The 21,029-nt window shown below is 50.0% G+C and carries 20 protein-coding genes; 10 read left to right on the forward strand and 10 right to left on the reverse strand.

What is annotated here, in order from left to right; translation table 11 throughout:
* Positions 1 to 4: 4 nt before the first annotated feature.
* A complete protein-coding gene (locus tag MJX74_RS01290; protein ID WP_240220150.1) occupies positions 5 to 679 on the reverse strand; it encodes a DUF3334 family protein in 675 nt (224 codons plus the stop codon).
* Between the two features lie 56 nt (positions 680 to 735).
* Entirely contained in the window at positions 736 to 1,476 is a 741-nt protein-coding gene (locus MJX74_RS01295; protein ID WP_240220151.1) for a substrate-binding periplasmic protein, read from the reverse strand.
* Positions 1,477 to 1,649: 173 nt separating this feature from the next.
* Between MJX74_RS01295 and MJX74_RS01300 the strand changes: the two genes are divergently transcribed.
* The gene (locus MJX74_RS01300) at positions 1,650 to 2,843 is read left to right on the forward strand and encodes a Bcr/CflA family efflux MFS transporter (protein ID WP_240220152.1); all 1,194 of its coding nucleotides are present in this window, start codon (positions 1,650 to 1,652) and stop codon (positions 2,841 to 2,843) included.
* Here MJX74_RS01300 and MJX74_RS01305 read toward each other — a convergent pair.
* The gene (locus tag MJX74_RS01305; protein WP_240220153.1) at positions 2,840 to 2,992 is read right to left on the reverse strand and encodes a hypothetical protein; all 153 of its coding nucleotides are present in this window, start codon (positions 2,990 to 2,992) and stop codon (positions 2,840 to 2,842) included. The two genes, MJX74_RS01300 and MJX74_RS01305, sit on opposite strands and share 4 nt — an antisense overlap.
* Positions 2,993 to 3,046: 54 nt before the next feature.
* Complete coding sequence (locus MJX74_RS01310) at positions 3,047 to 4,840, reverse strand: SLC13 family permease (protein ID WP_240220155.1); 1,794 nt, start codon at positions 4,838 to 4,840, stop codon at positions 3,047 to 3,049.
* 145 nt (positions 4,841 to 4,985) lie between these two features.
* Between MJX74_RS01310 and pyrC the strand changes: the two genes are divergently transcribed.
* Complete coding sequence (gene pyrC / locus MJX74_RS01315; RefSeq protein WP_240220157.1) at positions 4,986 to 6,017, forward strand: dihydroorotase; 1,032 nt, start codon at positions 4,986 to 4,988, stop codon at positions 6,015 to 6,017.
* A gap of 145 nt (positions 6,018 to 6,162) precedes the next feature.
* Here the strand turns inward: pyrC and MJX74_RS01320 are convergent, their stop codons facing one another.
* Positions 6,163 to 7,665, reverse strand: a complete 1,503-nt coding sequence (locus MJX74_RS01320; protein WP_240220160.1) for a YifB family Mg chelatase-like AAA ATPase — start codon at positions 7,663 to 7,665, stop codon at positions 6,163 to 6,165.
* 72 nt (positions 7,666 to 7,737) lie between these two features.
* Positions 7,738 to 8,304 carry an SRPBCC family protein gene (locus MJX74_RS01325; protein WP_240220163.1) on the reverse strand — a complete coding sequence of 189 codons (567 nt, stop codon included), beginning with the start codon at positions 8,302 to 8,304 and terminating at the stop codon, positions 7,738 to 7,740.
* A 340-nt stretch (positions 8,305 to 8,644) separates the two neighbouring features.
* Between MJX74_RS01325 and MJX74_RS01330 the strand changes: the two genes are divergently transcribed.
* Together MJX74_RS01330 and MJX74_RS01335 are read left to right on the forward strand one after the other, a co-directional pair.
* Positions 8,645 to 9,397, forward strand: coding sequence for a DUF4097 family beta strand repeat-containing protein (locus tag MJX74_RS01330; protein WP_240220166.1), 753 nt, complete (start codon positions 8,645 to 8,647; stop codon positions 9,395 to 9,397).
* A gap of 100 nt (positions 9,398 to 9,497) precedes the next feature.
* Positions 9,498 to 12,701 carry a DEAD/DEAH box helicase gene (locus MJX74_RS01335; RefSeq protein WP_240220168.1) on the forward strand — a complete coding sequence of 1,068 codons (3,204 nt, stop codon included), beginning with the start codon at positions 9,498 to 9,500 and terminating at the stop codon, positions 12,699 to 12,701.
* Positions 12,702 to 12,712: 11 nt separating this feature from the next.
* Here MJX74_RS01335 and MJX74_RS01340 read toward each other — a convergent pair whose 3' ends face one another.
* Complete coding sequence (locus MJX74_RS01340; protein WP_240220171.1) at positions 12,713 to 14,137, reverse strand: alpha-amylase family glycosyl hydrolase; 1,425 nt, start codon at positions 14,135 to 14,137, stop codon at positions 12,713 to 12,715.
* A gap of 269 nt (positions 14,138 to 14,406) precedes the next feature.
* Between MJX74_RS01340 and MJX74_RS01345 the strand changes: the two genes are divergently transcribed.
* The 6 genes from MJX74_RS01345 (at position 14,407) to MJX74_RS01370 (ending at position 18,316) form a co-directional block, all read left to right on the forward strand.
* Positions 14,407 to 14,907 (forward strand): Mpo1 family 2-hydroxy fatty acid dioxygenase, encoded by a 501-nt coding sequence (locus tag MJX74_RS01345; RefSeq protein ID WP_240220175.1) that lies wholly within the window; start codon positions 14,407 to 14,409, stop codon positions 14,905 to 14,907.
* A gap of 118 nt (positions 14,908 to 15,025) precedes the next feature.
* Positions 15,026 to 15,766 (forward strand): endonuclease, encoded by a 741-nt coding sequence (locus MJX74_RS01350; protein ID WP_240220178.1) that lies wholly within the window; start codon positions 15,026 to 15,028, stop codon positions 15,764 to 15,766.
* A gap of 179 nt (positions 15,767 to 15,945) precedes the next feature.
* Positions 15,946 to 16,440 carry a hypothetical protein gene (locus tag MJX74_RS01355; RefSeq protein ID WP_240220181.1) on the forward strand — a complete coding sequence of 165 codons (495 nt, stop codon included), beginning with the start codon at positions 15,946 to 15,948 and terminating at the stop codon, positions 16,438 to 16,440.
* A 367-nt stretch (positions 16,441 to 16,807) separates the two neighbouring features.
* The gene (locus MJX74_RS01360; RefSeq protein ID WP_240220185.1) at positions 16,808 to 17,413 is read left to right on the forward strand and encodes a hypothetical protein; all 606 of its coding nucleotides are present in this window, start codon (positions 16,808 to 16,810) and stop codon (positions 17,411 to 17,413) included.
* Positions 17,414 to 17,635: 222 nt separating this feature from the next.
* A complete protein-coding gene (locus MJX74_RS01365) occupies positions 17,636 to 17,857 on the forward strand; it encodes a hypothetical protein (protein WP_240220187.1) in 222 nt (73 codons plus the stop codon).
* A 33-nt stretch (positions 17,858 to 17,890) separates the two neighbouring features.
* Complete coding sequence (locus MJX74_RS01370) at positions 17,891 to 18,316, forward strand: GNAT family N-acetyltransferase (RefSeq protein ID WP_240220190.1); 426 nt, start codon at positions 17,891 to 17,893, stop codon at positions 18,314 to 18,316.
* A 21-nt stretch (positions 18,317 to 18,337) separates the two neighbouring features.
* On the opposite strand, the gene MJX74_RS01375 is transcribed toward MJX74_RS01370, so the two are convergent.
* From MJX74_RS01375 to MJX74_RS01385, 3 genes are all read right to left on the reverse strand, one after another.
* The gene (locus MJX74_RS01375; protein WP_240220193.1) at positions 18,338 to 18,505 is read right to left on the reverse strand and encodes a hypothetical protein; all 168 of its coding nucleotides are present in this window, start codon (positions 18,503 to 18,505) and stop codon (positions 18,338 to 18,340) included.
* A complete protein-coding gene (locus tag MJX74_RS01380; protein ID WP_240220196.1) occupies positions 18,505 to 18,879 on the reverse strand; it encodes a lysozyme inhibitor LprI family protein in 375 nt (124 codons plus the stop codon). The genes MJX74_RS01375 and MJX74_RS01380 overlap by 1 nt, the downstream gene beginning before the upstream one ends.
* Before the next feature lie 240 nt (positions 18,880 to 19,119).
* Positions 19,120 to 21,012, reverse strand: coding sequence for a methyl-accepting chemotaxis protein (locus MJX74_RS01385; protein ID WP_240220198.1), 1,893 nt, complete (start codon positions 21,010 to 21,012; stop codon positions 19,120 to 19,122).
* Between the last annotated feature and the right edge of the window lie 17 nt (positions 21,013 to 21,029).

The raw sequence follows: 21,029 nt of genomic DNA on the forward strand, positions 1-21,029 counted from the left end.
CCTGTTATAAGCCCAGTGTTTTCAGAAAATCATCATCCACTTCAGCTGAGGCACTAACGGTGTTTTCCGGTGTATATTGCTGCGCATTGGCCAGAATGTCGTCCGGGTGTTCCTGCTCGGCTTTTTCAAACTCATGCAACTGAATAAACTCAGTTTTATCCATCGCCAATTCCAGATAAAAAATATTATGCTCTGGCGTACTAAAAGTAACCCGGCGTGCCTGTGGCTGGTCAAGCTGGGTATTAATTAAAATTTGCACCTGCTTATTAATCGCCATCATTTTTGGCTGGCTCTGATTAATTGACGTTTGCAGGTCATAGCGTACTGTGTTGGTAAAGTCGCCAACGATCTGGTTCATCAGTTCGCCCATTACATTACCTACTTCATCAGAGGTATGAAACTGGGCCAGTTCGCTTTCCGGCATGCCCATGCTCATTAAATACTTTTTATAAATCTCCATTGCCGCCTGAGCCGTGAAATTAATGATCACCAGGCCGGAGAAGCCTCCGTCAAACAGCACAAAGCAGCCCAGATCCGGCCGCAAGCAGGTTTTTTGAATTTTCTGCACCATCGGCGAATAAGCGACATTATGATTGCCAGCACCGGACAGTACCTTAGTTACCGACTGACACAATGTCAGTAGTATTTCATCTGTAGTAATTATTTTGTTTTTTTTCATCGTAATATCCTGACCTGCTTAATATCACCAGTATAAACGCAATCCCCCCTGTTAAGCTATTTTGTTCCAACTGCAACAACAGGATCGTGCCACTGCAGCATTTTTGCTAATTCGCCACTTTGCGCCAGTTGCTGCAGACCTCGGTTAAACAATGTGACATGCTCCAGCTGCCAGCACGCCGCCGGATAATCATGTGCATCAAATAACGGATAAATACTTAAGCTTATATGCGGCGCCAATTTCGCGGCTAAATGAAGCAAAACACGTCGCTCCCCCACCACCACATCAACCCTGTTACTGAACAATAGCTCCAGTTGTAATTCCCGCTCGGCTAATTCCAGATAACCCGCCGTGCTGACAGCGTGTTGAAAATCGGCACCCAACACCTGCCGGGCTTGCTGATAAGCAGCAATACGCTTGTCACTAAGATCCTGCAACGTATCGATTGTTAAGTTTGCCTCCTTACGGCTGATAGCCACGTCCTGAAATGGCAAATAAGGTTGGGTATAGCTGGCGCCAGGGTAAGTTATCGCCACCGGCGAGGCGCAATCGAGCTTTTTATCTGCAAATTGTTTTAGCAAACGATTGTAACTGTAAAACTCATATTCCACCTTGTAACCAGCGTCGTTGAAAATGCGTGACACCAACCGGTATTCAAAGCCGTCTGGTTCACCTTGTTCATTATAAAATGACCAGGGTGCGGATAAGTGCAAGCCAAAACGCAACGGTTGTGCAGCCTGTGTCACATGAACCGGCAGTAGCATGGATACCGCAATAAGATATTGGCCAAACTTCATAGGTGTACAACAGTGTTAGCTGATATACCCTCATTACACTGCTTTGTGTCGGGAAAAGCAAATGACCATGCCGGTCGCAGACATATTTGTTAACCTATTTTCACACTGTGACATTAGCTGAGGCTAACAAAACCGCGTATTATAGTGCGCTGCCACATTAAGAGCCTTAACCTATGTCAAATAAACCCACAGGCTGGATCATTATTTTACTGGCAGCTGTTGTCGCCACCACGCCGCTGGCCATTGATATGTACCTGCCTGCCATGCCCATTATGGCGCAGCAACTGAATACCTCTATAGGTATGGTGCAGCAATCATTGAGTATTTTCCTGGCGTTTTTTGGCATCAGCATGCTGGTTTGCGGCCCGCTGGCCGACAACTTTGGCCGCCGGCCACTGGCTATTTTTGGATTAACCGGCTTTGTGCTGGCCAGTATTGCACTAAGTTTAGTTAGCACTATTGAGTGGTTTTTATTCTGGCGCGCTATTCAGGCTTTATCTGGCGCGGCCGCTACGGTGGTGGTACCGGGTATAGTACGACATATTTATCAGGAACATACTGCTAAAGGTATGTCGTATGTGTCGATGATTATGATGCTGGCCCCGCTGCTTGCTCCGGCTATTGGCAGCGGCGTATTGTGGCTGGCAAATTGGCAGATGATTTTTGTTACACTGGCGGTATATGGCTTACTGATACTGTTGCTTAGCTGGCGTTATCTGCCGGAAATTAAACCAGCCGGTGCGCCACAGAAGCTGGCGTTTTTTGCTGGCTATAAAGTGGTATTTTCGCGGGTTTCTGCCCGGCCGGATATCGCTACTTCGATGTTTGCCTCATTTTCATTCTTTTGCTTTTTAACCGCTGTGCCTTTTGTTTATATCAAATTTTTTGGTGTAGACGAGCAATTGTTCAGCCTGTTATTTGGCTTTAATGTGTTAATGCTAATGCTGGCAAACCTGATAAACAGCCGTCTGGTTACCCGCCTTGGCCCACAAAGTATGCTGCGGGCCGGCCTGGCGGTTGCCATTGTCAGTGCCAGCGCATTAACTTTGTTTAATTTCTGGCAGTTCGAGCTGGTATATACCGTAGTGTCGATAGCACCGCTAATGGCCAGTTTAAGCCTGATAGCCACTAATGCTGATGCGATGATCCTGATGAAATTTCCGGATAACAGCGGTACCGCAACGGCGGTAATAGGAACTTTGCGCTTTGGTATAGGTGCACTGGCAGGGCCGTTGCTGGCACTGTTTTATAACGGCACCCCGCTGCCATTTTCACTGCTGATGCTGGCAGGGGTGCTGTGTATTGCGGTAAGTCAGTTGTGGCATAAACCTGCTGAGCTGCCCGTTACAGCAGCCCGCCCAGACTAAATTTTGCAGGCACCGCCACTGCATTCATCGTCATCATCACCATATTGTGGCGCCTCAGCACGGCTAAGTTCGGCTTGCTGCTGGCGCTCTACATTTTGTTCCGCTTCAGCAAAGTCCAGATGGTCTAAATCAAAATCCAGCTCAGACATCATTATTACCCTCAGTTAAATAGCCCTGGTAGTGTAGCAAAGGCTACGGTCAGGCTAAAGCGGCCAGAAGTATAAAAGTGCCGGTACCGACACCGCGACAACCAGCAACTCAAGTGGTAAGCCCAACCGCCAGTAGTCACCAAACTTAAAGCCACCGGGCCCCAGGATCAACGTATTGTTCTGATGACCTATCGGCGTTAAAAAGGCGCAAGAGGCACCTATAGCTACGGCCATTAAAAAGGTGTCAGAGCTGACATCAAGCTGCTTGGCAATACTTAATGCTATCGGGCACATTACCGCCGCGGTGGCGGCATTGTTCATAAAATCCGATAAGGTCATCGTTAGCACCAGCAACAGGATCAGCGTAAATACCGCGCTGCCTTGTGATAAATGCGACAGCATCAAATCAGCCAACAATGCAGCAGAGCCAGTTGTCAGCATAGCTTCGGCCACCGGGATTAACGCCGCCAGCAGCACCACTACCGGCCAATCTATAGCCTGATACACCTTACTTAGTGGCAGCGCTTTAAACAGCATGCTGGCCAGCACACCCGCAGCAAAAGATACCGCAGCTGGCACCAAACCAAAGGCTGCCCCCGCTACGGCGCTTAGCATAATAACGCTGGTTAACCAGATGCGGCGTTTATCCGGCACCTGAATAGACCGCTCTGCCAGCGGTACACAGCCAAATTCACTGGCAAAAGCAGACAGCAGCTCGGCCTCACCCTGCATCAGCAATACATCGCCGGCAACCAACTCAGTGCGGCGCAACCGCTTAATAGAGCGATTCCCCTGGCGCGACAATGCCAGTAAATTGATACCAAACCGGCTGCGTAAACTAAGATCTGCTGCTGAGCGGCCAATCAGCAGTGCATCCGGCATTACAGCCAGCTCAAGCAGGACTTCTTCTTTGCCTGAGCCTGAGGTTTTTTCTGCATCTGTAGTATCTATATCGGCTTTAACATTTTCTTCCAGTGTCAGCCCCAGCTCAGATAATATATTGCCCAGCGATTCCGGCTCAGCTTCTATTACCAGCACATCGTCTGCTTTTAACATACGATAACCAGTAGGTGCAGACACGCGGAATTTGTTACGCACCAGGCCTACTACCTGCGCATCTGCTTCTTCCAGCAGCTGTTCAAGTGCCGCCAGCCGCAGGCCATCAGCTTTGCCTTTAGCATCTACCCGCACCTCGGTTAAATAGCTGGCGGTATCAAAGCCCTCAACCCCGCCCTGCTGACGTTTAGGCACCAAACGCCACCCCACAATGGTAATAAATGCCAGGCCGGCCAGTGCCACCAGCACCCCCACAGGGCTAAAGTCGAACATGGCAAAACTGTTACCCTGACTGCTGTCACGAAAGCCCGAAACAATAAGGTTAGGCGGCGTACCAATTAAGGTGGTCATACCGCCCAGTATCGAACCAAAGGCCACCGGCATCAGCACCTGCCCAGGCGTTAGCTTAAGCCGGGTTGCCGCCTGAATAGCCACCGGCATCATCAGCGCCATAGCGCCGACATTATTCATAAATGCCGATAACAGCGTGACTAAGGTGGTTAACAGGGCAATAGTGGCCATAACGCCACTGTTGGCTGGCAGCAATTTGCGCGCTAACAAATCAACCGCGCCGCTATTTTGCAGCGCATAACTTAGCACCAGCACACAGGCAACGGTAATAACTGCCGGATGGCCAAAGCCGCTAAAGGCCGTGTCGGTTGGTACCAGGCCGGCAGCAACTGCTGCCATCAGAGTTGCCAGCGCGACGGTGTCGTGCCGCCAGCGGCCCCAAATAAACAACGCTATAGTGCAAAGTAAAATTGCAAATAGCATTCCCTGTTCTAATGTCATTGCGGTTTCCGTTAAGTAAATATCAATGATGGCTAAGCTACGCTGAACGCCAACTTACCACAATACGCGCTGAAGCAATTTCACCCAACGAGGTTACTTGGTATCATAGCGCCACTTTTTTGCCGCAGCAGTTGCAGGAGCCTCCATGACCACGCTTACCATACAAACCCCGGATGACTGGCATTTACACTTTCGTGACGGCGATATGCTGCGCGAAACCGTCCCCGCCACAGCCCGGCAATTCGCCCGCGCCATTGTAATGCCAAACTTAGTGCCGCCGGTAACCACGGCAGACATGGCAGTAGCTTACCGCAACCGTATTTTGGCGGCCCGCCCGACAGGCAGCAGCTTTCAGCCACTGGTTACCTTGTTTTTAACCGATAAAACTACTGCTGCTGATATCAGCGCAGCTAAAGCCGCCGGCGTGGTTGCGGCTAAGTTGTATCCGGCTGGTGCCACCACCAATTCCAGCGATGCGGTAAGTGCGCTTGATAGCTTGTATCCGGTATTTGAAGCCATGGCAGAGCAAGGTATGTTGCTGCTGGTTCATGGCGAGGTTACCGATCACGATATTGATATTTTTGACCGCGAAAAGGTGTTTATTGACCGCTACCTGCAGCATATTGTTGCACGCTTACCCAGCCTCAAAGTGGTGTTTGAGCACATTACCACCGCCGATGCCGCCAGTTTTGTCGCGCAAGCATCAGCCAATGTGGCGGCCACTATTACACCGCAGCATTTACTGCTAAACCGCAATGACCTGTTGGTGGGGGGCGTGCGGCCGCATAACTATTGCCTGCCGGTATTAAAACGCCGTACTCATCAGGAAGCGCTGCGTGCGGCTGTGGCCAGTGGTTCCAGCAAGTTCTTTTTGGGCACTGATTCTGCCCCGCATGAAAAACACCGCAAAGAATCTGCCTGTGGTTGTGCCGGCTGTTACAGCGCTCACAGCGCGATAGAGTTGTATGCTCAGGTATTTGATGATTTAGGTGCTCTGGATAAGCTGGAAGGCTTTGCCAGCCACTACGGCGCTGACTTTTACGGCTTGCCACGTAACCGCGGCACCGTGACACTGCAAAAGCAGCAGTGGCAGGTACCAAACGAAATTACGCTGCCCAACGGCAACCCGATAGTACCATTTTATGCCGGCGAAACATTAAACTGGAAATTGGTGTAACGCTGATGTTCCAATTGACAGGAATCGGTTTGTTCTAAGCCAACCGTTGCAGGCCAGGATGGCCGAATCGAGCCTACAGGGACGTATTTACGGCGTGTTGGTGTGAGCAAACCGGTTACTGTTCTCCCCGGTTTGGATGATTAGCTCAGTTCTTTAAATAACTCAGTAACCGCTCCAGCGCGCGGTAGCTAAGTGCTTCCATTAAATGGGCGCGGCTAATTTGGGCTTGCTGCTGTAAATCCGCAATGCTGCGCGCCACTTTAATGATCTTATGGTAAGTACGTGCCGACAGTTTAAAGCGGTGAATGGTATCTTCCAAAAAGCGCGCATCGGCTTGTTGTAACGGGCAAAAATCGGCAATTTCACTGCCGCTTAAACGGGCATTGGCCTTGCCCTGCCGTGCCAGCTGCAACTGCCTGGCTGCCAGTACCCGCTCGCGCACACTGGCGCTGTTTTCTTCCTGCGTATGCTGGCTAAGCATACCTTTGGGCAGTAACGGTACTTCTATTTGCAGCTCTATGCGGTCAATAAAAGGGCCAGACAGCCGGTTTAAATAACGCATTACCTGCTCGGGGGTGGCCCGGCCATCCTGATGGTGCCCGGTCGGGCTGGGGTTTAACGCAGCTACCAACTGAAATTGTGCCGGAAATTCCGCCTGGCGTGCAGCGCGGCTAATATGCACAACACCGGTTTCCAGCGGCTCGCGTAATACATCCAGCACCTTGCGCGGGAACTCCGGAAGTTCATCAAGGAAAAGAATGCCGTGGTGCGACAACGATATTTCGCCGGGACGAGGCACAGAACCACCACCCACCAAGGCCACTGCAGAACTGGTGTGATGCGGCGATCTAAACGGCCTTTGCTGCCAGTCGGTCAAGTTCCGCTTTAACCCGGCAATAGAATAGATGGCGGCAGTAGCCAGTGCTTCCGGCTCTGTAAGAGGCGGCATAATACCGGGTAAACGCTGCGCCAGCATAGATTTACCGGTACCGGCCGGGCCCAGCATTAACAGGTTATGTTCACCGGCCGCAGCTATTTCCAGCACCCGTTTGGCATGGGCCTGGCCTTTCACGTCAGCTAAATCCGGTAAATGCTGTTGCTCACGCACCGGCAATGCCGGAATAGCAGGCAATGGTTGCTGGGCCAATAAAAAGCTGTGCACCTGCAATAAATGCTCAGCACCGTGCACCGCTACCTTGGGCACCTGCTGCGCCTGCTGGGCATTTAACATCGGCAGCACCACTTCACGGCCGGCATCACGGCAGGCTATGGCTACCGGAATTTCGCCTACTATGCTGCGGATCTCGCCCGAAAGCGCCAGCTCGCCACAAAACTCATAGCCTTGCAGGCTTTTTTCGGCTAACTGACCGGAAGCAACAATAATACCCAGCGCTATCGGCAAATCGAAACGACCGCCTTCTTTGGGCAAATCAGCCGGGGCTAAATTAACGGTGATTTTGCGATCCGGAAAAGCAAAACCGCTGTTTACCATGGCGCTGCGCACCCGATCACGCGATTCTTTTACCGAGGTTTCCGGCAGACCAACCAGCTGAAAAGCAGGCAAACCATTGCTGATATGCACTTCAACGGTAACTAAAGGGGCATCTAAACCATGACGGGCACGACTGAAAACAACGGCCAGTGACATCCTGTCTCCTGCGCGGGCAAATAAAAAGATAATTAATATTTAGCATATTGTTAAGTATTAGCAAGCTTAAAATCAGCCTGCTGGCATTTCTGCCGGTTCTGCCGCTGGGGCTTCCAGAATTAACTTCAGGTTTTCCAGGCCTTGCTGTAGATCTGCCGCTATCATCGCTTCAACATCCATAAACAGCAACATCAGGTTCATTGGATACGGCATATGGCCGGCAAAACCCCAGCTCACCCGGGTTTGCGCCGCGCCAACGGCTTCTGTTTGCATATAAGCTGGCGACACCGCGGCATAAGGCTGATAAAAACGCAGTTCGTAATCTATCCGCGAGCCTTCCACTATGGCTTTTATTTCCTGCTCGCCGGTGCCAACATCTGAATTTTCACTATGCCAGCCCGAAACAAAACCCACAGTGCCGTCAACCCCGCGATCGGTTTTTTGCATATTCGGGTCCTGTGATGCCCATACACTGAAGTTGTCCTGATTGGTTAAAAAACGAATGTAATCAAACACCACCGGCACAGGCTGTTGAATAACCAACTGGGTTTCTACTTTATAATCCTGCTTTACAAATAATGCCGCCAGCAAGGGGATCGCCAACAACGCTAGCACCACAACCAGTACTTTTTTTAACATAGTGATCAATCCTTATTATGCTGCGACATTATTCTGTTGTAATGCCTGATGGCGCTATTACCCTTTGTTTAAACGCCGCCTGTTTAAACCCGGCCCGCTTAAACATAGTCCGATTTTTGTTAACACTCCAGTAGTGGCTGTTATTGTTGGCAAAAACGTTATTTGTGTGGTCAATTCAGCCACATAGTGGTCACAACCGCCGGGCTTTAGCGCCACTTTAAAATATAAATGTTTAATTACAACAACTTAAAATCAGGCATTTATTTTGCAGTACTTTTATTAAGCGCTTTGGCAAACTTAGCCATTATTGAATAAATCAGACAAACAACAAGGACATCATATGAAAAGCACTGTTATTACTGTACTCGCTGCCGGCTTACTCAGTGGCTGTGTTATTTATGTTGGCAACGGCCACGCCGGCGACTTACAGCATGAAGAACGCAAATTGACATTAAATGCCGCCAGTTTAAAACAACTGCAGGCAGACACCGGCGCCGGTAAACTGGATATTATCGGTGAGGCCGGCCGCAGCGAAATAGAAATGGTCGCCAACATTTATTACTACAAGGCTGACGATATCCGCCTGAGCCTGACAACCAGTGGCAATAGTGCGGTATTGGAAGCCGGGTTCGAGAAAAGCTTTTATAACGGCAACAGCCCTTATATCGACGTGCTCATTAAGGTTCCTGAACACTTCGGCCTGACGCTGGATGACGGCTCTGGCGACACTGGCATTAATGGCCTGCAGGGCGATTTACAGGTAGACGATGGTTCCGGTGATTTACGCATTAATGGCGGCGCCAATGTAAAGGTGGAAGATGGCTCAGGCAATTTACTGATTGAGCAAGTCAGCGGCAAACTGACAGTAGATGATGGCTCCGGTGATCTGATTATCCGTCAGGTAGCCGGTAATGTAACGATTGAAGATGGTTCCGGCGATATCGTGGTCAACGAGGTGGGCGGTGTCGTTACTATTGATGACGGCTCCGGCGATATTAACGTAGACGGTGCCGGCGGCCTGACCATTCTCGACAGCGGCTCCGGTGGTTTAAAGCTGAATGCCATAAACGGCCCGGTAAAAATTAACGATTAAGCCGGTTAACCAGACAAATTTTGTTTATTTCACGCTATCGCATTTGGCTTAAGGCAAAACTGCGGTAGCATTACGCCTTTGTGTTCAACCTTCAGGCGTTATGACAACCGATACTGCGTTTCCACTTAGCCAGCAACAGCTGGAACACTGGTTTGATGCCGTGACCTTTCACCGGGCTCAGGCGTATTTGCAGGCCGGTAAAGTGGTCAAGCTAGAATACAACAGCGATTTATCTGAGATCAGCGCCCAGGTATGGGGCGCCGCTTTTACGCCGTACCGGCAATTTATCAGCCTGAAACACAACAGCAGCGGCTGGCAGTTGCAAAACCGCTGTACCTGCCCGGTAGGCGCTAACTGCAAGCATGTGCTGGCAGTATTACTGCGGCTGCAACGCGACTACCAGCAACACAAGCTGCAACTTGAGCAACAACCGGTACGCCAGCTCAACCAGTGGTTTGAACAGGTAGAACAATCACTCGCCCCGCCACTGGATGAAAAAGATGTGGTGCTGTATTTGTTGTCTTATGGCCAGGCCGGGCTGCAACTTAGCCCGCGCCGGGTGCGCGAAAGCAAAAAAGGCGGTTATACCAAAGGCGTTGCCATTGGCAAATACGATTTAGTGGCCCCCGGCATACCGCACTGGATTGATGAGCAGGATTACCGCCTGCTCAGTTATTTCCGTGCCCAAAGCCTGCGCGATTTACCGCTGCTGGAAGGTGACTGGGGCTATCAGTTGTTGCAACAATTACTGGGCAGTGGCCGCTGTTTTTTCTCTGAAGCGCGCTACGCGGTGCAGCAAGGGCCGAAACGTGCTCTGTCCTTTACCTGGCAGGATACCGCAGCAGGCCAGCAACTGGGCTGGCAACTGGACGACGATGACCGCGACTTCGAACTGGTATATACCGATCCGCCCTGTTACCTGGACACCAGTTACTACCAGATAGGCGAACTGGACACCGCTCTTAGCAGTGCGCAGTTAAAGCTATTAAACAAAATGCCGCCGATACCGCAGCAGGCACTGGCGCCCAGCATCAGCCGCTTGCAGCAACTGTTTAACCAAACCAGCCTGCCATTACCCAGCGCCGCCGGGCTAAAGCAAATCAGCAGCACGCCACGGCCGGTATTACAGCTAAAAATGCTGCCACACAAAGCTAAAGGCCGCAGTGAACCCACTGCTGTGCTGCAGTTTCAGTATGCCAGCTACCTGCTGCCGCTTAATCTGACACAAGCACAAACTGAGCTGGTGCAGGACAACACCACCGTTTTTATAAAACGCCACCGGGCGACAGAAACCAGCGCGCTGGAGCAATTGTTACAGCTTGAACTGCTGCAATTGCCGGCATTGCCGCCACCTTATGCCGAACAAAGTGCGTTTGGCGTTGGTGAAGGGCCAGACAACCCATTACTGTGGCAACCCTTGCTGGACGCCCTGCCGCAGTTGGAACAACAAGGCTGGCATATCGCCCGCGATGATAATTTTAATCTGGATATATTGAGCGACGCACCTTATCTGCAGGTGCAGGACAACGCTGTAGGTGGCTTTGCTTTGGCCATACAGGTTGATATAGATGGCACCCAGGTGCCGCTGTTGCCGCTGATCAGCCAGTGGCTGCGCCAGCACGGCCTGCCCGACGCCGGTAAGCCAATCTGGTTGTCATTACCGCAAGGTAAGCTGGCCTTACCGCTGGCGCTGATCCAGCCGTTTATCGACACCATTATTGAACTGCTAAATCCGAACAAGCCGCAGTTCAGCCTCGATTTACCGGCATTTAAAGCCGCATTATTACCGCCAGAAACTGCCAAAGATATCCAGTTTTTAAATGCGCAGCGTGTACAGCGTTTAAGCAACCTGCTGCATAATTTTAATGGTATTACGCCGTGCGACGTACCGCAGGGCCTGCAAGCATCACTACGTGATTACCAGTTGCAGGGTTTAAGCTGGCTGAGCTTTTTACGCGAGTTTGGCTTAGGCGGCATTTTGGCCGACGATATGGGCCTGGGTAAAACACTGCAAACCCTAAGCCTGTTACTACTGCAAAAGCAGCGCGGCGAGCTGCAAAACCCGGCACTGATTATCTGCCCTACCAGTGTCTTGGGTAACTGGCTGGCCGAAGCTGAGCGGTTTACGCCACAGCTGCGGGTATTACAGGTTCATGGCAACAAACGCCAGCCGCTGTTTAACGAACTGGCCAATTATGATCTGATCGTAACCAGCTATCCGCTGGTGGTGCGTGATCATAAGTATTATCAGAATCAGCCGCTTAGCGCTGTTATTCTGGACGAAGCCCAGCATATTAAAAATGCCGGCAGCCTGGCGGCCAAAGCTGTGCGCTTATTAAAAGCTGACTTTAAACTGGCACTGTCGGGCACCCCGCTGGAAAACCACTTAGGCGAGTTAAAATCGATTTTTGATTTTGTGCTGCCGGGCCTGCTGGGTAATGACGCCCACTTTAACCAGGTATACCGCAAACCGATTGAAAAACACGGCGATGCAGAGCGCGCCCATGCATTAAAGGCCCGTATCGCGCCCTTTATGCTGCGCCGCACCAAGGCTCAGGTAGCCAGCGAGTTACCAGACAAAACCGAGATAGTGCAACTGCTGGAATTAGAAAGCGACCAGCGCAACCTGTACGAAAGTATCCGCCTGGTAATGGAAACCAAAGTACGCGAATTATTTGTGCAAAAAGGCGTGGCCGCCAGCCAGATCCAGTTTTTAGATGCACTGTTAAAGCTGCGCCAGGCCTGTTGCGACGCCCGGCTGGTGCCGGTTGAGCATGCCCGCTCGGTGCAAAGCAATGCCAAGTTACAATGGCTGCGCGACACCCTGCCGGAAATGCTGGAAGAGGGCCGCAATATTTTACTCTTCAGCCAGTTTGCCAGCATGCTGACACTGATAGAAGATGAGCTAAACGCACTGGGCATCAGCTACAGCAAACTCACCGGCCAGACCAAACACCGCCAGCAACAGATTGATGCCTTTCAAAGTGGTGAAACCCGGGTATTTTTGATCAGTTTAAAAGCCGGCGGCACCGGTTTAAACCTTACCGCCGCCGATACCGTAATTCACTACGATCCGTGGTGGAACCCGGCCGCAGAAGCGCAGGCTACCGACCGCGCCCACCGCATCGGCCAGAAAAAAGCGGTATTTGTTTATAAGCTTATCGCCAGCAATACGGTGGAGCAAAAAGTACAACTGCTGCAGCAGCACAAACGCCAGCTGGCCGACCAGCTGTTTGCCGGCGGCCAGGGCCAGCCATGGCAAGGCAAAGCCGAAGATTTACTGGCGTTATTCAGTGCTGACTAAGCACAAACCACTTAGTCGGCGTACCACATTCTGGCCTGGCGTGCAGGAATGCTGAAGTTGTAGCTGCCACCATTGATATACACCAGATTGCCGCCGCTTAGCACATCGCGGTAATTGCGATACCAGTAAAAACGGCCGTTGGTATTAATGTTAAAGCTCTGGTTGCTGCTGCATTTATTAATGCCCACCACCCCTTCCTGGCCACGGCGGAACAAAATGGCGCAATCATTCCAGGCCAGCATTTCCATGCCCTGCCCCTGCATACGGTTATGGAAATTCAGCATTTTGCCAATATGATCGGCTTTATAGGCATTGACCCAGCGGTTGTTATCAGTACCGGTGCTGTCACTGAATATCAGCGGTTTACCGCCATCACGGCCCATAATGTAGGCATAGGCCAGATACTCGTCGGTAGCATCCATAATCAGATAGCGAAAGCCGTCATTGGTAGGAATATCATGCGTAATCGTAAAGGTTACCGCCCGGCTGTTTTGCAGCGCCTGGCCATTAGATAACGGGTTAACCAGCTGGCTTAAGCTACCGCCAAAGCCAAAGGCGCTGCGAATCGCGCTAAACAGCGGAAAATCGTAGGCTTTATGGTCGGTATAGGCCAGATAAGGCGATAAAAAGCTGTCATATTCGTTATTACCGGCGCCACCACTGGTAATAATTTCACCAAATACGTACATGCCGTTTTTAATGCTGCTGGTGAAAATTTCATTAATATGCCAAATAGTCATATGCTTGGCCGCATCAACCCGAAAGCCTTTTACGCCTAAGTCTTTCAGTGCTGTTAAGTAGTTACGCTGTTGCTGTACCACCCAGCTGTTGGGGTTTAAATCCGGCAAACCGGCATCACCCGCGCCGCCACACAGCCGCCAGTTTTGTACCTGCCATACATCGTTATAGTTGCTGATACAGTTGGCCGGGTTAAAGTCGCTGGCGCCAAACAAGCCCTGGGTTAAATTGCCAAATAAACGCTGGTTATTCCAGTAACTGCTGTTACTGCCATAGCTATTTACTGCTGCCTGGCCGGGGAAATCGGTCGCGCCGTTACGCTCATTTGCCATATGGTTTAATACTATATCGGCGTATACATCAACTTTATGCGCCGGGTTGGCGTCGTTCAGGGCATTGATCATATTTACAAACGACTGTTTGTTACCTTTGCAGTGGTCAATTACGCGGATATCCTGCGGCTGATAACGCTGCCACCAGGCACAGTTACCCGCATTCGATTTTAGCGGCGGTGCCACTAATACCGCTTTGTAACCCAGATTTTTAATTTCAGTCGCTTTAGCGGCAATCTCGTCATAATGCCAGTCAAACGCATGTAAAATCGCATCGGCAACGGCGGCCGACGAAAATACGCCTGAACTCACAACTAATGTCAGCCACAATAGCTGACGCTTTAACATGGTACTGATTACTTGCATTGGTCTATCCTTTATTTTTCATTGGTTTATGCAAGCCATCCGTGAGTGGGTAGCAGTGTGGTTAAGCCCACACCACTAAGTGTTATTGACAACAAGCTCCGTTAACACACCGCGAGCCTACGCCTTTAACTGCAAAATTTATTGCCTATATACGCCAATTTCACAACTTAGCTACATTGGGAACAAAGTGTCTCATTGACCCGCTGCCATGCCGGATTTAGGCTTAGCAACACCTGAGTTCACACCAGACAACAGCAGGCAGAACAACAATGAAAAACCTGACCGAACATTTAAGCCAGTACGCTTTGTACCACCGCGATGAGCGCAATATTCTTACCCACTACGCCGGCATACCACTGATAGTGGTGGCCGTATTTGCCTTGCTGTACTGGCCGTTATTTACGCTGGCAGGCATTGTTGTTACACCGGCACTATTGTTGTTTATTGGCAGTATGGCGTTTTACCTGCGGCTGGACTTGCGCTTTGGCCTGGTTATGTTTGTTTTTAGCGGTATTAGCCTGCTTCTGGCAGAAAAACTGGCCGCCTTACCCTTCGGGCTTTGGCTTGGCAGTGCAATCGCCCTCTTTGTTGTCGGTTGGGTGCTGCAGTTTATTGGCCATTATTACGAAGGCAAAAAACCGGCCTTTGTCGATGACTTAACAGGCTTACTGATTGGCCCGTTATTTATTATGGCCGAACTGGGTTTTAAACTTGGCCTGCGCAAACCGCTGCAGCACCGCATCGAGCAAATTGCTGGTAAGACGCATTAAGTCAGTTGCTGTTCAGCGCGGCTGATTAAGCTGAGCAGCAAAAAAATAAATTGTCGTAGCAGGGCGAGCTCTGCGTCAACAGCTGCATGGCTGTTCTCACTGAAGTAAGTGGTAGTGAATGAAGTTTTTATCCTTTTGTACCGGCAGCTTTTTGCTGCTGTTTTCTGTATTTGCTTTAGCCGCCCCCGCCAATTTTGATCAGGCCAAACGTTTAGCCCAGCGCATTCACGCGCCGGAGGCGAAAAGCTTTTATTGCGACTGCGACATTAGCTGGCAAGGCAAAAAAGGCATACCCGATTTAGCCGGTTGTGGTTATCAGGTGCGTAAAAACGGCTCGCGTGCCAGCCGGATAGAGTGGGAGCACGTTATGCCGGCGCATCACTTTGGCCACCAGCGCCAGTGCTGGCAAGATGGCGGCCGGAAAAACTGCGTAAAAACCGACAGCGTATTTCGCGCCATGGAAGCCGATTTATACAACCTGGTACCGGCCATTGGCGAGGTAAACGGCGATCGCAGCAATTACCGATTTGGCGTATTACCCTCCACTCCGGCAAAGCACGGCGCCTGCCCGGTTAAGGTAGATTTTAAACAACAGGTATTCGAACCCGCTCCGCCGGTGCGTGGTGATATAGCGCGTATTTACTTTTATATGGCCGACAAATACAACCTAAACCTGTCCCGCGCCCAGCAACAGCTGTTTATTGCCTGGCACAAGCAAGACCCGGTAACGCCGCAAGAAATTGAGCTAAACCATCGCATCCAGCAACACATGGGCCACGATAACCCCTTTGTCAGCGGCCAGCGCGAGTGGAACTTGGGCTATAAGCCAACAGGTTATGGTTTGAAAGTCAGCCGGTAAAGTGGCTGGTAACTTTTACCAGCCGCAAGCAATAGTTACCTTGATGGTACAGCCCTGCTGTCAGCAGTTAAATTGTAACCACCTAATATAAATCATGTTTTATAAAAATTCACCGCTGGCACTGTCTTTGCTCTATCTAGATGCATGAAAAAAACTACTTACCCATAAGGAAAGTTAAAATGAGCGAAGTTATTACAGGTTTATTTAAAAGTTCTTCAGCTGCCAGCAATGCTATTTTTCGTTTAGAAAGTGCCGGTGTTACCCACAATGATATTTCAGTTGTTGCTAATGGTACTCACTCTAAAGAAAATTTTGCCGTAGATGAGGGTACTAAAGCCAGTGAAGGCGGAGTAATTGGTGCGGCATCAACCGGTATTGTAGCAGCGGTTATCGCTGGCATGACAGCTGTCGGCGCTGTAGCAACCGGCGGTGCTGGCCTTGTTGTAGCAGGCCCCTTAGTTGCCGCGCTTGCCGCCGGTGGTGCAGGTGCCGCGATTGGCGGTTCACTGGGTGCAATCATCGGTGCTTTTATTCCTGAACATGAAATAAAGTACTATGAAGATGCCATTAAAGAAGGCTCTGTTCTGGTAGGTGTAAAATATACCGGCCAAAACAAAGACAAAATCAAAGACATTTTGGAACAGGCCGGTGCACAGAAAGTTGCCACAGCCTAATTAAACAACAACGGAAAGAGACTTCAGTTCTCTTTTCGTTGTCTTCTCCTGATACAAATACAACCTCAACCTGTCCCTCTCCCAGCAACAAACGTATGTCGCCTGGTACAAGCAAGACCCAGTAACACCGTAAGAAATTAAGCTAAACCAGCGCACCCAACAACATATGGGTCACGACAAACCCTTTGTTAGCGGCAAGCGAGTGGAATTTAGGCTACTGGCCAACGGGTTGTGGTTTAAAAGTCAGCCAATGATAGAGATACACCATATTGACAGCACTCTGCACCGCATATAAGTTTGCCATCCACCAACACATTACCCTGGTGCTTATAAACGCCCCGCAACGACTTAGAAAATGGACTCCTGTATGCGCTACTGGCAAATCTTCGTTCTGCCCCTTGTTACTATCCTCGCCGCTTGCAGCGATAATAATGCCCGTATGTACCAACAATTGTGCAGTGCAGAGTATCGCTATAATACCGAAGGTGCTGACGCGGCGATCGCCGCCATGCGTGAAGTTGGCAACGACCGCGAGTATGTTGTAGGCAACAATGTTGCGCGGTTTTTAATTCTGCGCGGTGCTAAAACCCAAAACACTAATGACTTTGATAAAGCTAAAGCCATACTGGACGCGATGAAGCCGATGCCTGATGATCCAGAGCAAGTTAGCGCCCGCTACATTAGTGTGCTTCGCTTTTTGGCCACAGCTAACGGCAGCAGCAATAATGGTGCCCGCGAGGAATTGACACAGTATTGTAGCGGGTCGGCTGAACCGGAAGCGGAGTGCCTGCACGGCAATATAATGGAGATCTTTCAGATACTCGGCACCAGCAATGGCACAACGAATAAGTCATCTGAGGATTTGGCGAACCTCTTTAATCAAACCTATCGCGCTCAGTTTAATGACCCAAGCCTGGACGTGCTGCTGGATTATTCGCGCTCAGTAGTTACCAGTTGCGGCAGCCATGAGTAACGGCCTTTTCTGGCTGCGTTAGCGGCCGCTCTGCTTTTCGTCAATAAATGCAGTTAACCGGCAAAAACATGTCGTAAATACCAGAGCTGCTTAGAAAAGCAGCTTGATTTATGCTCAGTTACACGTTTAACTAGTTTCAATTTCTTAACTTGCGGGATCTATCACGCAACGCTCGCAGCTAGATATTTTAATAAGCTTTTATAAACCACAAGGAGAGTTCTGGTGAATATTAATGCCACGCTGCTCGGCGAAATTATGTTTGTATTTGTGCTCGTTATGGGCGCTTTAAGCTACTACCTTGGCCGTCGTAAAACACAAACACCAGTATTGGCTGGGCTGCTTGGGCTGGTGTTATCCATTATCCCGCCATTTGCCCTGGTTTATCTGGTGGTGTTAGTGCTTAAGAAAGATATTAACCCCGCACCAGCAGTAGTAAATGAATAAAGTGGCTTTATAACCAAGCCCAAGGTGCCCGCAGTGAAAACGCCCGGTTACATTACCGCTGACCAGCCACCCACTGCGTCTGAATATATCGCCCTGCGTTGCAACGTAGGCTGGGACAGCGTTGAGCTTAGCATTGCGCAAAACAGCCTGAATAGCTCATTGTTCAACACCACCGTGCGGCTTGATGGCCAGCTTATTGGTATGGCGCGCGTTGTGGGTGATGGCTTTATGTATTTTTATATTCAGGATGTGATTGTTGCCCCTGATTATCGGGGTAAAGGTATCGGCCATGCGATTATGACCAGAGTAGAAGCCTATTTGGCCAAAGCATACACAACCGGTGCTACCGTTGGGCTATTGGCTGCCAAAGGCAAAGAGCCATTTTACCGCCGCTACGGCTTTATTGAGCGCGACGGTATAGAACTTGGTAAGGGTATGTGCCGCTTCACTAAAAAATAGCCCGCATAAACCGGCATACCTTCAGGCATTATCAGGCGCCAGCAGTGGCAACCATAACACTAGCGCACGCTCAACAAAGGCGTGTAACCGCAGCTGCGTACGTGTATTTGCCGCAATACGGCTTGCATTATTGCGGCTGGCCAAAACGTCTAACTGAGCGGCGCTGGCTACGGCTGGGTAACGTAACATCAAAAATACACTTTCTTTAGCAGCAACACTCTGGTGTTGGTCATTTCAGTCAGGCATTGTGTCCGGTCGACGTTTCGCGATGTACCGCCGCTAAACAAGGTGTAGTACGCCTCGCAATTGGCATCCCGATACTTTAGCCATGCCCGCTGGCCTTTTACCAAGCTGTCTTTTATATCTGCTTTAGCAACCCTGTAGTCTGCAAATTCATCCGCAGCTATTTTTTGCAAAATCTGGCGATAAGTGTTGTTTAACTCAGCATCTGCCAGTTCATACTCTGCCAGCGCACTACACAATGCCTCAGGCAGCTCACAAACTTGCTGTGAAAAACAAGAAAAAGCAGCCAGCGAAAAGACGAACGCCATTATTTTATTCATTTACTCTCCGAAACTTGCAGCTTATTGCGGGCAGCACTATATCCCAACTGACTAAAATCAGGCCAGTAGAGCCCACCATGAACTCCGTTTTACTAAAACCGCTAACATGAATAGTCACAATATATTTGCTAAAAGCCGAGGCTAATGTTGCTTTGAAATCGCCGAAAATGCCCCGTTAACTCCTTGCAAAGAGTAAAGAGGGGACATTTAACTATGCTGACACAGCGTTTTTGTTAAACCCTACAGTTTAAAACGGCCTACTTCCTGCTGCAGTGATGCGGCAAGGTTTGCCAGTTCCTGTGCCTGTGCTTTGGCAGCCTGAGCCTCGGTTGATAAACTTTCAGATACTGTGCGGATAGATTCCGTGTTGCGGTTAATTTCACTGGTAACCGATGTTTGCTCTTCAGCTGCGGTGGCTATTTGAATGGCCATACCTGAAATCTCGTGAATAGCCTGGCTGATTTTCACCAAACTCTCACTGGCTGAGTGGGCGTCACTTACACTGGTTTCTGCCATTTGGTGGCTTTGCGTCATCGACTTCACCGCTTTGGCAGCAGTTTGTTGCAGGGTTTCAATCATGGTTTGAATTTCCTGCGTTGATGAGTGCGTGCGCTGCGACAGCACCCGTACTTCATCGGCTACCACGGCAAAGCCCCGCCCTTGATCACCTGCACGAGCAGCTTCAATAGCTGCGTTTAATGCCAGTAAGTTGGTTTGCTCGGCAATGCCACTGATGGTGGATAAAATGCTGCTGATTTTTTGCGAATGGGCGTTTAATTCACCAATAATGGTACTGGCTGTTTCTACTTCATGAGCCAGATCGCGAATAGAAGTTTGGCTTTTTGTTACTTGCTGTTTGCCGTGTTCAGACAAGCCTACCGCATCTTGTGCCGTTTGCGCCGTGTGATCGGCATTGCCGGCAATTTCCTCAGTGGCGGCAGCCATTTCAGTAACAGCAGTGGCCACCATGGTGACTTCATCTTGTTGTACTTCAATGCGCTGGCTGGTTTGCATGGCAGAGTTGCTGCTGCTTTTTGCCTGAATTTCCAATTGGCCGGCAATATCATGCATACGTGAAATCATGCCGTGTAAGCGCGAAACAAAACGGTTAAAACCAGAGGCAAGTATGCCAATTTCATCGTGCTGGCTGGCCGTTTTAATGCTTACGGTTAGGTCGCCTTCACCTTCGGCAATATTGTTAAGCGCCTGGGCAACGCGCTCTAAATCGCGGAACTGTAGTTTGAAAATAGCGATAAGAATAATACCGAACAATATTATTAAAGCACCGCCTGCGAATGACATAATCCAGGCCAGACCGGTGGATTGCGCCATAATCTCCTGCTTACCCATAACAAAAATTAAAGCCCAATCGGTATGTGGAATAGCAGTGGTGTAAACCAATTTGGTGGCACCATCCAACTTGTGCTCTGTCAGCGTTGCGGTGCCCATAGTTTGGGCTAACCACGGCAGCGTGAAGCTGCTGTCTATGTCGGTAATTTGCTTTTCATTCAGTGCTTTGTCGGGATGGCTGATAATCAGACCAGTTTTTTGCACCATGATGCCATAACCGTTGCCTGGTACTTTCAGCTTTAAAACAGCATCGGTTAGCTGTTCAATAGTTAGGTTGGCCGCAACGACACCATGCAGCCGGCCGGAAACCATCACCGGCTCGGCAATGGTAACAACTTGTTTTTTTAGCGATGAACTAATGTAAGGCGCGGTAATCGCAATGGTGCCTGCGGCTTTTGCATCCAGATACCAGGGCCGCGTGCGCGGGTCCAGATTGGCGTTGTCCAGTGCTGCGTCCTGGTACATCATTACCCCGGCTTCGCTACCAAAAAAGGTAGAACCAAACCGGGCTGCATTTTGAGTTTGCAGTAAATGCAGCCGCACATTTACTTCAGGGTCCGCTTCAATGGTTGATTTTAAACTGCTGATGTTACTTTTTTTGTCCTCCATCCACTGCCCTACACCACCGGCAAAGGTAATGGCCAGTTGGTCTATTTTTTCCTGGGTGTCTGTCAAGGCATGGTGGCGGATAAAGTAAGTAGTAAGGCTAACCAGTGTAATCACGGTAACTAAAACGGCGGTCAGGCTGCTAATTAACAGCCGCATTTTTAGCGTAGAGTGCATGAATATTTCCTTGTGCT

The sequence above is a fragment of the Rheinheimera hassiensis genome (assembly GCF_022436675.1).
Lineage (GTDB): Bacteria > Pseudomonadota > Gammaproteobacteria > Enterobacterales > Alteromonadaceae > Alishewanella > Alishewanella hassiensis.

Bases quoted from the DNA above. Each gene is read 5' to 3' on its own strand.
- MJX74_RS01305 (WP_240220153.1), bottom strand. From the start codon at position 2,992: ATGTCTGAGCTGGATTTTGATTTAGACCATCTGGACTTTGCTGAAGCG.
- MJX74_RS01385 (WP_240220198.1), bottom strand. From the start codon at position 21,012: ATGCACTCTACGCTAAAAATGCGGCTGTTAATTAGCAGCCTGACCGCC.
- MJX74_RS01350 (WP_240220178.1), top strand. From the start codon at position 15,026: ATGAAGTTTTTATCCTTTTGTACCGGCAGCTTTTTGCTGCTGTTTTCT.
- MJX74_RS01310 (WP_240220155.1), bottom strand. From the start codon at position 4,840: ATGACATTAGAACAGGGAATGCTATTTGCAATTTTACTTTGCACTATA.
- MJX74_RS01340 (WP_240220171.1), bottom strand. From the start codon at position 14,137: ATGCAAGTAATCAGTACCATGTTAAAGCGTCAGCTATTGTGGCTGACA.
- MJX74_RS01300 (WP_240220152.1), top strand. From the start codon at position 1,650: ATGTCAAATAAACCCACAGGCTGGATCATTATTTTACTGGCAGCTGTT.
- MJX74_RS01320 (WP_240220160.1), bottom strand. From the start codon at position 7,665: ATGTCACTGGCCGTTGTTTTCAGTCGTGCCCGTCATGGTTTAGATGCC.
- MJX74_RS01330 (WP_240220166.1), top strand. From the start codon at position 8,645: ATGAAAAGCACTGTTATTACTGTACTCGCTGCCGGCTTACTCAGTGGC.
- MJX74_RS01335 (WP_240220168.1), top strand. From the start codon at position 9,498: ATGACAACCGATACTGCGTTTCCACTTAGCCAGCAACAGCTGGAACAC.
- MJX74_RS01345 (WP_240220175.1), top strand. From the start codon at position 14,407: ATGAAAAACCTGACCGAACATTTAAGCCAGTACGCTTTGTACCACCGC.
- MJX74_RS01380 (WP_240220196.1), bottom strand. From the start codon at position 18,879: ATGAATAAAATAATGGCGTTCGTCTTTTCGCTGGCTGCTTTTTCTTGT.
- MJX74_RS01325 (WP_240220163.1), bottom strand. From the start codon at position 8,304: ATGTTAAAAAAAGTACTGGTTGTGGTGCTAGCGTTGTTGGCGATCCCC.
- MJX74_RS01375 (WP_240220193.1), bottom strand. From the start codon at position 18,505: ATGTTACGTTACCCAGCCGTAGCCAGCGCCGCTCAGTTAGACGTTTTG.
- pyrC (WP_240220157.1), top strand. From the start codon at position 4,986: ATGACCACGCTTACCATACAAACCCCGGATGACTGGCATTTACACTTT.
- MJX74_RS01355 (WP_240220181.1), top strand. From the start codon at position 15,946: ATGAGCGAAGTTATTACAGGTTTATTTAAAAGTTCTTCAGCTGCCAGC.
- MJX74_RS01290 (WP_240220150.1), bottom strand. From the start codon at position 679: ATGAAAAAAAACAAAATAATTACTACAGATGAAATACTACTGACATTG.
- MJX74_RS01360 (WP_240220185.1), top strand. From the start codon at position 16,808: ATGCGCTACTGGCAAATCTTCGTTCTGCCCCTTGTTACTATCCTCGCC.
- MJX74_RS01295 (WP_240220151.1), bottom strand. From the start codon at position 1,476: ATGAAGTTTGGCCAATATCTTATTGCGGTATCCATGCTACTGCCGGTT.